The sequence below is a fragment of the Paenibacillus hexagrammi genome (genome assembly GCF_021513275.1).
GTDB classification, from domain to species: Bacteria; Bacillota; Bacilli; order Paenibacillales; family NBRC-103111; genus Paenibacillus_E; species Paenibacillus_E hexagrammi.
In genome coordinates, this window is sequence record NZ_CP090978.1 from 2836057 (window position 1) to 2848853 (window position 12797).

At 50.5% G+C, this 12797-nt stretch carries 13 protein-coding genes and 1 pseudogene; 2 read left to right on the forward strand and 12 right to left on the reverse strand.

The features are described from left to right. Positions 1–22: 22 nt before the first annotated feature. The gene (locus tag L0M14_RS12595; RefSeq protein WP_235122393.1) at positions 23–478 is read right to left on the reverse strand and encodes a GNAT family N-acetyltransferase; all 456 of its coding nucleotides are present in this window, start codon (positions 476–478) and stop codon (positions 23–25) included. Between the two features lie 20 nt (positions 479–498). After that, a complete protein-coding gene (locus L0M14_RS12600; protein WP_235122394.1) occupies positions 499–1323 on the reverse strand; it encodes a metallophosphoesterase family protein in 825 nt (274 codons plus the stop codon). A 158-nt stretch (positions 1324–1481) separates the two neighbouring features. Between L0M14_RS12600 and L0M14_RS12605 the strand changes: the two genes are divergently transcribed. Further along, positions 1482–1985 carry an HPP family protein gene (locus L0M14_RS12605; protein WP_235122395.1) on the forward strand — a complete coding sequence of 168 codons (504 nt, stop codon included), beginning with the start codon at positions 1482–1484 and terminating at the stop codon, positions 1983–1985. A gap of 143 nt (positions 1986–2128) precedes the next feature. Here L0M14_RS12605 and L0M14_RS12610 read toward each other — a convergent pair whose 3' ends face one another. From L0M14_RS12610 to hrpB, 10 genes and pseudogenes are all read right to left on the reverse strand, one after another. Beyond that, positions 2129–2566 carry a hypothetical protein gene (locus L0M14_RS12610; protein ID WP_235122396.1) on the reverse strand — a complete coding sequence of 146 codons (438 nt, stop codon included), beginning with the start codon at positions 2564–2566 and terminating at the stop codon, positions 2129–2131. Between the two features lie 143 nt (positions 2567–2709). Beyond that, complete coding sequence (locus L0M14_RS12615) at positions 2710–3042, reverse strand: ASCH domain-containing protein (RefSeq protein WP_235122397.1); 333 nt, start codon at positions 3040–3042, stop codon at positions 2710–2712. Between the two features lie 63 nt (positions 3043–3105). After that, positions 3106–3354, reverse strand: coding sequence for a hypothetical protein (locus L0M14_RS12620; RefSeq protein ID WP_235122398.1), 249 nt, complete (start codon positions 3352–3354; stop codon positions 3106–3108). A gap of 124 nt (positions 3355–3478) precedes the next feature. After that, on the reverse strand, positions 3479–4480 hold the full coding sequence (locus L0M14_RS12625; protein ID WP_235122399.1) for an aldose 1-epimerase: 1002 nt from the start codon (positions 4478–4480) through the stop codon (positions 3479–3481). A 161-nt stretch (positions 4481–4641) separates the two neighbouring features. Beyond that, complete coding sequence (gene araA, locus L0M14_RS12630) at positions 4642–6132, reverse strand: L-arabinose isomerase (RefSeq protein ID WP_235122400.1); 1491 nt, start codon at positions 6130–6132, stop codon at positions 4642–4644. 464 nt (positions 6133–6596) lie between these two features. Next, positions 6597–7691, reverse strand: a complete 1095-nt coding sequence (locus L0M14_RS12635; RefSeq protein ID WP_235122401.1) for a GntR family transcriptional regulator — start codon at positions 7689–7691, stop codon at positions 6597–6599. 188 nt (positions 7692–7879) lie between these two features. Next, positions 7880–8512, reverse strand: a complete 633-nt coding sequence (locus L0M14_RS12640; protein WP_235122402.1) for a class I SAM-dependent methyltransferase — start codon at positions 8510–8512, stop codon at positions 7880–7882. Between the two features lie 95 nt (positions 8513–8607). Next, positions 8608–8868, reverse strand: a complete 261-nt coding sequence (locus L0M14_RS12645; protein ID WP_235122403.1) for a hypothetical protein — start codon at positions 8866–8868, stop codon at positions 8608–8610. A 24-nt stretch (positions 8869–8892) separates the two neighbouring features. After that, positions 8893–9615, reverse strand: a complete 723-nt coding sequence (locus L0M14_RS12650) for a thioesterase domain-containing protein (protein WP_235122404.1) — start codon at positions 9613–9615, stop codon at positions 8893–8895. A 16-nt stretch (positions 9616–9631) separates the two neighbouring features. Further along, a pseudogene (gene hrpB, locus L0M14_RS12655) lies at positions 9632–12162 on the reverse strand (ATP-dependent helicase HrpB). 372 nt (positions 12163–12534) lie between these two features. Here hrpB and L0M14_RS12660 point away from each other — a divergent pair. Further along, positions 12535–12789 carry a YpbS family protein gene (locus L0M14_RS12660; RefSeq protein WP_235122405.1) on the forward strand — a complete coding sequence of 85 codons (255 nt, stop codon included), beginning with the start codon at positions 12535–12537 and terminating at the stop codon, positions 12787–12789. Positions 12790–12797: the final 8 nt, after the last annotated feature.

Below are 12797 nucleotides of genomic sequence, written 5' to 3' on the forward strand. Positions count from 1 at the left end.
TAAAAAATTTGTTGTCGAATTGTTAAAGCCGCTTCTCAAAACAGAGACTTGACTTGCAGCCGACATACTCTCCAAAGGGCTCAATCGGATCGTAACCGAACTTTGTGTACAAGGCTAACGCTTCCGGCTGCTCTGCACCTGCTTCCAATTTAACAATCTTATAACCGAGTTCCACGGCTTTAGCTTCCAGGTGAGTAAGCAGACCGGATGCAATTCCGCGCTTTCGATATCCGCTATCCACGAAAAACCGTTTAAGCTCTGTCGATTCCTTATCGAGTGGACGGGGTGCGCCGCAGGCAACGGCTTTTTCTCCGAGATAGGCTACAACGAAAGTAATATCTCGGACGGATGGATCATGAAAATCAACGACATGAATCTCTTCCGACGGGTACCTTGCCGCTAAGTCCATATCCAATTGTTCAATTAAACTGTGTAAATCCGCACTGTCAGGCGGGACCACCTTGTAGACGACTTCCATATTTAACTTCCTCCTGCTGTCTAAATGTCAATCGAAACGATCCGTTTCGGACCTGCAGGGTTATCCTTGGGATACCCGAGCGATCCATTAATAAACCTGCACTGGTGCATCGTGTAATCCATTCGATGGTGGATGTGACCGAAGCACCAGACCTTGCCGGCAATCCGCTGGAAGTAAGGAGCTCCGTCAAAATAATAAAAGCTGGTGGATACCTGCAGCTGCTTGCCCTCAGGAACCCTGCTCCAGTCCGGGGATACATGTGTGAGCAGCACGTCCGACTCGGTTAGGATCCTCTCCAGCTTGGCTTGCTCCGATTTGAACATGTCCATGGTATAACGTGGCTTACCGCGGATTAACGCATAATCATTAGAGACGGTTCTCCAGGTGGTAAAAATATGATTCATATCGGATTTGAGCACCTGCACGCCGTACTGCAGATCATACCACATACCGCAGCCGCCGTACGTAATCCCATCCAGTGTTACAGCCGTACCTTCCAAGCAATAAACGCCGGGAAGCTGGCTTGCCAATTGGCGCATCTCATGAATTCGATCGATGGAGTCGAAACCTCCAGGATCTTCTATTCTTCGTCTGGACAAGTAATAATCGTGATTCCCCCACACCAGCACGATGTGCTGATAATGTTCTTTAAGAAATTTGAGAAGCATATAATTCTGCTGATTGCTATGACCCAAATCCCCTGCTATGAGCAGCGTCCTTGAGCCATTCTCCGGCAAGAGCTGCGCCGCAAAACGACGGATCTTCTTATTTAATGACCATAGGCTATGGGCATCCTTGACCCAGAAGTCCAAATGTATGTCAGAAATCAGATCAAACCTGCGCACCGTATCTCCGCCCTCCCAGCCTTCCATTCCAATTGGACCATGACGATACCATTATACCTCAAATATTTCTCTCAATCCCCTATTGCTCCGCTAGGAAATTGGGTGTATGATCATATGTGGATTTCAACATCATGTAGAAAGTAAGTGAACCTGATTCCATGAACGTGAAGATTATTGTTTGCAGCCTTTTCCTCATGCTGATCTATATGATCTCGCTACAAATCAACTCCATGCATATGCTGTTTTATCCGACACTTGGCGCGTTCGGTTTCTTATTCTCTTCACGCCAAAGTTCCCTATTCGAAATGGGTAAGATGCTTCTAGGAGCCACGGCGGGCTCCATCATCGGAGCTGGTCTCTACATGATGTATTCAGGTCCTGTTACCATCTTTATTGCAGCCCTGCTTGTGATGAAGATGATAGTGACCTTCAAGCTTAATTCACCGCCGATCATGGCGATATGCCTCATCCCGTACTTTAGCCACCCGGTAACGCCTTGGCTGGCACCTATTTTCACGCTGATATCACTTGGGTGCTTATTTCTCACGTTGTGGCTGTCTGACCGGATTGTTCAACGCATGCAAGCCCATCCTCTGCTATCCCGCTTATGGGTTAGAAATAGACTGCTGCAAGAAGGCCATAACAAAACCGTTTCTTCGTAAAAAGTAAACCTCCCTGTCAGCTGCTTGTCCATGCGGCCCGGTGAGGTTTCTTTATTTAGCATGATGATATTTATAACTACAGGACTACCTGCAAAGCTCTTTAATCCGATCAGAAGCCAATGGCTTCACTTTGTGTGGCTATTCTACCAGAGACCAGGTTTGGCCACCATAAACCACATCATCGCGAGTGTGATGACAACATACCCTAACAACGATTTGCGAAGCTTAGCCACCAGAACCTCCCGATTATCATGGGGGGCCTTTAGCTGCCTCATGATAGGAGAAAAGGCGCGTGCGATAAAATAGAGCGACAACACCATGATCAGCACGGTCATCACGATCCATGATGTCTTCCACGTCCAGGCTGTAAGCCACGTCAGCAGAATCCCCGTAGCCACGAGTACATGGCCGGCATGCTTCGTTAAGCGAACCGTTATGCGAAAAGGCTCCAAATAGTCCGCAATTCGTTCAAAAGGAGCACTTCGGATTTTGGCTAATAGCGGAAACAGGATGAAATAAGGTCCTATGCTGATGATCACGCTGCAAATATGAATATATAAGAGTACCGCATACCAAGACACTACTCAATTCCCCTTTTTCATAAGATGACAAACGAGAAATCCCCTGCATGATTAGTTGCTTTGCGGGAGGCCCCGAATTTAATAATTCTATGATGTGAGAAAAGCGCAGGTCCAAGACCTGCGCTTTTCTTCATCGGCCACTCTTATTCAGCAGCTTGAAACTCATGCACCCAAACCTTCATTTGAGGCAGCCAAGGCATACCTGGATGAAGCGACAGAATGCTCTCTTTATACGCATCAACATTCGGATAGCCTTCAGTCAGGGCATCCTGCTCTGTCAATTCACCAAGAGATTGCGCATATACTTTCGTCACAACAAAAGATTTACCCTGAAGCTCCATCGTTTCACCGATATCCGCATAGCGGCCATTGCGTCTGCAAGCCGTCTTAGTGCCCGCAAGCACCTTGGCTACTTCATCTTCTTTGGTCACTAACCGATCAATGGAACACGTTTTTGGCGGTAATGTTTCGTTCATGTTATTCCCTCCTTTTGCCAGCTCCTATTATAACGAATCAACCAAGCTTTGTCGATTTTTCGGCTATTCGCGCAGCGCTTCCTTCAATCTTGTTGACATACTTTCCATATCTCTGCTAGGCGAACGCTTAGTGCTCCTTAGTTTGACGGCATCCTGCTTGAGTCTTGCATGATCGGCCAATAACGATTCGATATCTTCGATGAATGCTGTGTTAGCCGTTTCATCCAGCTTTCCTCCGCTTTTTATGATGTCTAACGCTCCTCGCAAGCGTTCGATTAAGCCAGTCACAGCAGGCTTCGTTTGTTCCTTCATGTATTCATCCCCTAACCAACGTCCATCCCTAGCAAAATACCCCCTCTATAGCAACCTGAGAACGTCCGGTGAGTTTCTCAAAGTCCGCCATAAGGGGGCGCGAGCTTATCAGCTTATGATAACCTTATTTGGTCATGCAGTAAAGACGGCCTGATTCCTCCCAGATTTCCCCGGGCGCGAGCGACATAAGACCGATCCTTTCAGCAGGCAGGTGGGAATGCGGCGCATTCACCAGATTCATCTGAGGCTCAGGACAGAAGAAGCCCGGCTGCGCGCCATTGTTCCATATCATCCACTGCTTGTATGACGTCCCAACATCGTAAACAAGCTTCACTTGTGTACGATTATCCGTAAGCTCCATCCGGTTGCTTCCGTTTTGCGGCTCTGTCGTGTAATGGTTGTCCATGGATGCGAAGAACGGCGACAGCTCTCCAAGCTTCATCTTCTCTTCGTCGGCCGTAAGCGGTTGATAATTACCAGTCGGCAGCATTCTGTCATTCAGCTCCCAGCGGTTACCGATCGTTAGCTTGAACGTATAGTCCGATGCCTGACTTTCCGGCGCAAACGGCGCATTAATGGAAGTATGGAAGGCAAGTAAGCACGGCATCGTATCCTTACCGTCGTTGCGCACCATAACATGCTGATGAAGGCCACTCAGGCTTAGCGTGTAGGTAAGCGTTATCGTAAAATCATGCGGAAAGTATTGATAAACAAAATGTCCTTCTCTAACTTCCAGCTCTAGCGTCACTCTGCTCTCACGTTCGTCAGCTGTAAAAGAAACGACCTTCCAAGGAATGTCGTGAACAAAGCCATGTAAATGATTGCCGGTCGAAGGTTCATTCACTGGGAACTCATAGACTTTGCCGTTCCATGGAAATTTACCGTCCTCATAACGGTTAGGAGGAAATAGAACCGGAATCCCGTGGATGAACGGTCTGGCTTTGAAAGATTCCATTTCTTCCAGAGTCGGTTCATGTAAAAATCGATAGTTCTTTACAGTGTCTCGAAACGCAATCAGATTCGCGCCTGTATTCGGCAGCACTGCTGCTTCGTAAGGGCCGGCTTGCAGCCAAACGGCTTGTTCGCCCTGATAGGTACCTTCAAATGCTTTTGTTGGAATACTCATGTGCTTCCTCCTGACTTGTTTCATGCAACATGGACAAACTAGTTTAAATTTTACTGGAATACGAGCCCAAGTCAATGGACGATTGTACAAATAATATGGATAAAAATGACTTCAAGGACCCGCGCCGGAGGACATGAAGCGCTCCGGGCGGGTCCTTGCGATTATCTCAATTTCCAGGCAATGTCGTTCAGTCGAAGCTCGTTACGGAATGCGACAGGTGAAGTGTGCTTGTTGATGACGACAACTTCGATGCCGGCCATCTCCGCCCAGTCAAGCATCTGTTCAGTCGTTACACGGTAAGAGAATACGGTATGGTGTGCGCCGCCGGCGTAGATCCACGCTTCTGCGGATTCGCTGAGCGAAGGCTGCGGCTTCCAGAGTACGCGGGCAACAGGAAGCTTCGGCATCTCCTTCATTGGACGGACGGCATCCACTTCATTAATAAGCAGGCGGAAGCGGTTGCCCATATCAATGATGGAAGCGTTAATAGCGGATCCGCTTTCGCCGTCAAATACGAGGCGAGCTGGGTCGGCTTTGCCGCCAATACCAAGTGGATGAACCTGGATGGACGGACGAGTCGCTGCGATTGTCGGGCAAATTTCCAGCATGTGGGCGCCGAGTACGAGTTCATTGCCTGGCTCCATATGATAAGTGTAGTCTTCCATGAATGAAGTACCTTTGTTGTCGGCAATAATCTTCATCACACGTGTCAGAGCAGCTGTTTTCCAGTCTCCTTCACCGCCGAAGCCGTAGCCTTGCTCCATTAAGCGTTGAACAGCTAGACCAGGAAGCTGCTTCAGACCGTGCAAATCTTCGAAGCTGGTCGTAAATGCGCTGAAACCGCCTTCTTGTAAGAAAGCCTTCATTCCTAGTTCAATGCGAGCCTGCTCACGAATGGCATCACGAATCGGTCCAGCGGAGCGGCCTTCCGGCGTAATGTCGTACTGAACTTCATATTCTTCCATCAGTTGATTAACTTCAGCTTCGGAAATATCATTGACTCGCTGTACAAGGTCGCCAACACCATAACCGTTAATGGACCAACCGAATTTAATTTGCGCTTCAACTTTATCCCCTTCGGTAACGGCTACTTGACGCATGTTGTCGCCAAAACGTGCTACTTTCAATTGCTGTCCTTCTACAAAAGCAGAAGATGTACGCATCCAGCCTGCAATGCGACCAATTACAGCAGGGTCTTCCCAATAGCCTACAACCACTTTACGGGCGATTCCCATGCGTGCTCCGATGAATCCGTATTCACGGTCACCGTGAGCCGCTTGGTTTAGGTTCATAAAGTCCATATCAATGGTTTCCCAAGGAATATCGCGATTAAATTGTGTATGTAAGTGGAGCAAAGGCTTGCGAAGCTCGGACAATCCGGCAATCCACATCTTCGCCGGCGAGAACGTATGCATCCATGTGATGATTCCCGCACAAGTTTCATCGGAATTGGCATCGATACAAAGTCTACGGATCGCATCCGGGGTTGTGAGCACCGGTTTGAACACAAGGGAATTCGGGATTGCAGGGTCACGGTCAATGCCTTGCACGATTTGCTGGGAGTGAGCCTCCACTTCCTTTAACGTTTCCGGTCCATACAGATGCTGGCTACCGGTAACAAACCAAAACACTTTTTCCGCTGATTGATGCATGGATAATTCCTCCCAAAATGATAAAGTTGTATTGCCATTCTTGATAAGCATTACCTAATTACGAGGTCAGAAAGCGCTTGCTTTCATTACGATGACAGCGGACGAACTCCTGCTCGAAAAAGCGGAGGTTACACCATACAGTCCGTTCGTAATGCTTATGACTGGCACAGCTCGACCGGATTCCTCTCCCGGGAGTCTGTCCGACGGTGTTACTTTTAAGTGCATACCGGGTAAATCATGACCGCATCCATGCCGCTAACGCCGCAAGTTTACTGTCATTGCTGCATACATATACCTTCGACTGCATTCATCGGACAGACTCCTAGATCATCAACTCATCGTTCTTGTATGACAAAGGCGGATCTTTCAAAAGGAATCGGTTCGAACTTGTTCACACAAGCCAACCTCTTATACGAAGTATTATAGCACTTGTACGTACAAGTTGGCTATAGCAATTTTACAACTTACAATCGTAAGGTGGACTCCCTGACAACCAGTTCAGGGGTGTATGTTTTCGTGGGCATCTTTCCACGATCGTGTTTGTTTTCTATCATATTGATCAGCATTTCAGCCGCATCAGCGCCAAGCTCCGTCTTTGGATGCGTCAACGTGGTTAGCTTCACTTCCGTTGCAACAGCTAGTGAAGAGTCGTCAAAACCAACCATGGATACATCCTGCGGCACTTGAAGTCCAGTTGTCCGGACAGCCTCCAGCAGGTGGACAGCCAGTTCATCATTGTAGCATACGAAAGCAGTAGGACGGTCTTCGGTACGCGATAGCATACTTACGGCACTTTCATAGGGTTTGCTCTTCTTCTCTTCCGTCGTATAATGGATCACCAGATCCGGCGACAACGGTACATCATGCTCACGATGAGCTCGAATAAAGCCCTTTAAGCGGTTAACTCCTTGAAGATCGTCGGTTTTGAAAAAACCGGCAATATGCCTGTGCCCCAGCTCAATGAGATGTCTGGCAGCCAAATAACCGCCTTCTTCGTCATCGACCAGCAAACACGGGCAGTTCATCTCAGCATACTTCGCATTCATCATAAGATAAGGAATATGATGATAATCGAGCGATAAGAAGTAGCTCAAATTCGGATTACCTTCGGCACTTTTCGTTGGTTCTATGATTAACCCGCTGAGCGGTTGGCTGATCATCATATTCAGGCTTTCTCTTTCCTTTTCCTTGTCGTTGTCCGTACTGGACAAGAGCAAGCGGTAGCCCCTGCTGCGCAGAGCCGCCTCTGCTCCTCGTACGATATGCGGGAAAATGTAATCCGATATATACGTGGTTACGATGCCGATCGTCTGGACATCGCGGCCTTTTTGCGATTGGGGCGTGGAAACAAATGTGCCTTTTCCTTGCACGCGATAGAGCCATCCTTCCTGCTCTAACGCTCCGAACGTTTGTCGTACCGTCTGTCTGCTCATCTGAAATTGCTCGGCAATTTCATTCTCCGACGGCATTTGGTCATTCGGCTTAAGTCTGCCGGCATGAAGCCATGACAGTATCTCCTGTTTCAGCTGCAAATACTTCGGCATTTGTTTTTCTTTCATGTTTCACCTCGGCTGTGTAAGTTTGAACGTATTATAGCATCCGCTCAACTTGTATGTACATATTACACACAAAATAACCCCACAACGTGGAGCCAGACGGTTAATTAAGGTGTATGGAGGACTCAGTAATTTTCGGAGAAACGCGGCTCCAAACTTATCAATCTATCAGGTCAAAAAAAGAACCCCTACTAATTTGGGTTCTTTAGCGGATTATTCTGCTTTTTCCATGCAACCATTGCTTGATATTGCAATCTAGAGCCTTCAACCGGCATCGAGTAGAATTCAGAAATCGTAAACACTTCATTTACTCTGTGCTGTATGTGATCATCTTCGTAGAAAGAAAAGAAACGCTGCGGGAGATAGTCATCATCCTCCCAAATTCCTTCACTCTCGTAGCCCCCATATAAGCCCATGTACACAAAGCCATCCGGCTTTATTACCTTTTCTACTTGTCCAAGCACCTTGCCCAAGCTATCCTTCGGAACATGAAGCAGCGCGTTCATGCACCATACGGCATCAAAAGACAGCTGCTCCAAATCCAAGGAGTAAAAGTCCATGACGGTTGCCTCAAGACCTTTTTCCTTGCAAATCCGCACCATTTCATCGGATAAGTCCACGCAGTGCACTTCACAGCCGTGGTCCTGCAAATACATCGCCTGCTGACCGGGACCGCTGCCTAAATCCAGCACCCTTCTGCCGAGACCAGCCTCTTGAAGCTTAGCTATAAAACGGTCCATCTCTGCTATCTTCCAGGATTGGACCTTCGTAGTGTCTCGAAAACGAGCGTTATGATCGTAAGTTTCTTTTAATTGTAATTTCACTTCGGAATCTCTATTCAGCTCAGAGTCCTCCCTTCCGACACGAGAACAAGATGCAAGTCAAGTCGATGGTGATTCTACAAGTACTCTAATCCCTCTTACGACTGCAAGGATTTTTTCGCCGCCTCTACAAGCTGATCAAACCATTCATCCTCTTCAAGAAGATCCTCAACAGCCAGAATATCTTCTTCGGTGCCGGATTCCTCCAAAAAGTTCAACGCATAGCCCCAGTCCTTTTGTGTTTTGCTGCTTAACGTAATTTCATAGGGCAGGGTATGGCCTTGTACCCGAAAAGCGACATGGCCGAGATAGCCTTCCTCTTTACTGTGACTCATCTTCGCATGCAAAATTTCTAACATTCCTCATACTTCCTCTCTGAACGATCAAAATTGGTTGGGATAAAGACGCTGAAGCCAGGTCCAAATGGAAGACATGGTCAGCTGCAGGTTGGTTTGCCCTTGTTGGATGTAAGGAGCATGATTTCTAAAATAATCCGGATGACCGCCTATCAGTGAAAGCTTAGTGCGGGTTAAAGGTGCGTATTTCAATGGATCCCACCAGATTCCGGTGTAATAGCTTGACGTCCAACCACCCCAGGTGCCAAGTCTCGTCACAGGATCTATGGCGGTCAGCTTTCTGCCGCTTTCTGCAGTCGTAAATACATATAGCGTCCGCTCTCTTAAGGGCGGGGCGACGGCGCATTTTGGCGATCCGATTTGGACCACCCCGAGAATCGGCCATCCCGCCTGCTCCAGCTGGTTTGCGGCGTGTACGGCTGCCACCCCGCCACCGCTGTGTCCAATCAGCAAAAGCGGCTCGTGAGCAGGAGCATGGCGCTGGACATAAGCGGCCAAATGCTTACCACCGTAAGCCGCTCTCCGTTTAAACGCGCCCCTCCACATATCGGATGCAATCTCTCGAAGCTGAAAGCCGCCTTTTCGTCTCCAGTCCCCGTATGGAAAATATATCCGGACTTTTGCCAGCCAGCCGGAAGCCTTCAAGCCTTGTTCCACTTGCCACGCAAATTCATCGAGAAAATCCGGCGCAGTCGCAAAGCCCGCGCTCACATATACAGAAATGCTCCTTGCCTCTTTTTGAAGTGCCATATTCACCTCTGTGCTGTTATGAACGTGGTTTGGCCCGGCTTGTAGGCTCTGCCACTAACGGATCATCAGGCCAATAATGCTTTGGATATCTGCCTTTCAGGTCTTTTTTCACATCAAAGTACGCATGGCTCCAAAAGCTTGCTAAATCTTTGGTTACCTGTACCGGCCGCTGTGCCGGAGAGAGTAGATGCAGGGTGAGCGGCGCTCTTCCGCGAGCAATCGTCGGCGTCCCCGTCAGTCCGAACATCTCCTGCAGCCTGACCGACAAAGACGGCGCGGCTAAGTCGCTGTAGTCGATAGGAATTCGCGAACCGCTGGGCACCGTTAGATGTGTAGGCGCCCAATCTTCCAATTGTCTGCGCTGTTCCCAGGTTAGCATTCCTTCCCATATGGATACAAGATTCAGCCGCTGCAGATCATTACGGCTTCGCAAACCGTGCAAATGGGGCTCCAGCCATGTCTCCATTGTTTCCATTAATGCCTCATCACGAACGTTCGGCCAGGAATCATCAAACTGACGCAGAAATAGGATGCGCTGCTGCAATTGCCTGGACGCCTTCGTCCAAGGCAGTACTCCTATACTCTCGCTTTGCAAGCCTTTAATCAGCGCCCTCGCAACAGCTGCGGAGGAAGGCGCCTGCAGAGGTGCCTCCTTCAAAATCAAAGCCCCGAGCCGCTCCCGCTGCCGCGCTTTTACTGACTGGGCTTCCGAGTCCCAGTATACTTCCTCCTCTTTCACTATCAGCTCTCCGAAAGCTGCATGAAGCTCCGCCTCCGTTAGCGGTGCGGCAAGTAGGATGCGGCTTTCCGCACCTGTATCGTCCAGCTCGGCGCAGGCCAGGTAGCGCTCGCCGGAGAGCGCCTGCAGCTCCGGCAGCACGGCTCCACGGCCGCTGCTGAGCAGGTACCGCCCGGTCGCTCGGCGCTGCGCGATCCGGTCGGGTAGGCGAATGCGAGCAGCAGCCCGCTCGCATTCGCCCTCTCCTTGCCGCTCGGCCGCACGCCGAGCTGGCGCTGGAGCGCGCCGGCCTCCGCCGCAATACGGCGGCACAGGCCGGCGTCGACGCCGGAGCCGGGAGCTAGCGCAGCCTGCCCGGCATGGCCATCGCGCTGCTCCCGACGGGCAGCGCTCCAGAGCGCCTCGATGCGGGTGCGCACATCCGCATCGCGATCTGCGGCGGCGCGCAGAATGTCGCGCTCGCCCAGCAGTACCGCGAGCTCGCACGCCATCGCGCCGAGCTCGAGCGGCACGGCTTGCAGCACCATGTGCGCAAGCCGGGGGTGCATGCCTAACTCCGCGAGGCGCTTGCCGTGCGGAGTTAGGCTGCCGCCCTCGTGCAGCGCGCCCAGCTGCACGAGCAGCTCGCGCGCCTGCCGATAGGCAGCGGCAGGCGGCGGGTCGAGCCAGTCGAGCTCGGCTGGCTCGGGCGTGCCCCAGGCCGCCAGCTCGAGCGCCAGCGGCGCGAGGTCCGCTTCGCGGATCTCGGGCGTGCCGCTCGGCGGCAGCTGGCGCTGCATGGCTTCGGTCCAGAGGCGGTAGCACACGCCTGGACCCAGTCTTCCCGCACGGCCGCGGCGCTGGTCCGCGGACGCTTGCGACACCGGCACCGTCTCGAGCCGGGTCATTCCTGTCCGCGGGGAAAATCGCGGCACCCGCATAAGCCCCGAGTCGATGACGACGGTGACGCCCTCGACCGTCAAGCTGGTTTCGGCGATGGCCGAGGCCAGCACCACCTTCCTTCTTCCGGCAGGACTTGGCGTTAGCGCTCTGTCCTGCGCCTCAAGCGAAAGCGCGCCGTATAAAGGCGCGATATCAATCTGCTTATCGCCCAGCTGTGCGGCGGATAGCAGCGATTCAACGCGCCGGATTTCAGCCGCTCCCGGTAAAAATACAAGGATGCTTCCCTCATGCTGCTGCAAAGCTTCCTGAACAGCAGCAGCGATACGCGGTTCAACATGTCCTTCCACCTGCTTCACCGCATAGTGAGTGACGACCGGATAGGATCGACCCATGCTGTGGATGACGGGTGCTTGATCTAATAACACAGCAACAGGCTCTGCTTCTAGCGTCGCAGACATCACTAACAGCCGCAGATCTTCGCGCAGCAGTAATTGCGATTGCCTGCATAAGGCAAGTCCCAGATCGGCATGCAAGCTTCGTTCGTGGAATTCATCAAATATAACGGCTCCAATACCTTCAAGGGCCGGGTCGCTTTGCAGCATCCTGGTAAGGATCCCTTCGGTAATAACTTCAATTTGTGTATGTGGGCCTGACTTCGTTTCCATTTTCACCCGATAGCCGACCGTTTGACCAACCTCCTCACCCAGCTTGCTTGCCATGTATCGCGCTGCAGAGCGAGCGGCTAATCTGCGAGGCTCAAGCATGAGAATCTTTTGCTTCCCGAGCCATGGCTCAACCAGCAGTGACAAGGGTACTTGCGTTGTCTTCCCGGCACCAGGTTCTGCAATCAGAACTGCGTTGGTATGTCTGCGCAGCTCTTCCTTTAGCTGTGGCAGGACGGACTCAATGGGTAGATGCTGCTGCATAATCTTCACTCCGCTATTGAAAAATCTTATTTTTTATCAGAACAGTTATTTCAGGATGGACAAAATTTGCGACCGGAATTTATTTAGTGCCATTAATAATACGCATCATTAAATATCACTCTATTGAGTACCTTCCCGCATTCTCGTTACTGGTCTATTGGATAATCGCCATGAAAGACCAGTATTCAGCTTCTTCAACTTCTGGAAGAGACCTTTCCGTATCGCACGAAGCCCCCAGCGCGCGGTGTGGCGTCGCTGTCGCTCTTCAGCCACATGTTCTACAAGCACTGATCTGAGATCCTTGTCATTGTTCCTTAGACTCTACTTCGTGTATACTAGGAAAGACATATGTTCGTTAAAGGAGACCCAAGCATGAGTGTACATGAAGCCATATCCAAACATTCTACGCAACAACACCTTCATCTGGTACGTTTTACGGAACTGGACCAACAGCGGGAACAAGCAATTGATGAAGCCGTCGATCTTTGCAAACGAGGCCTGCCGTTTACCGTTAATCGTATTAATGCCATTACAGAAGCTATCATCGCACACGCTAAGCATGGAATTTCACCACTTCGTTCGTATGTAACGGAGGACATGGTCCGCGATTACGTGGCCAAGCTATAAGGAGTGTT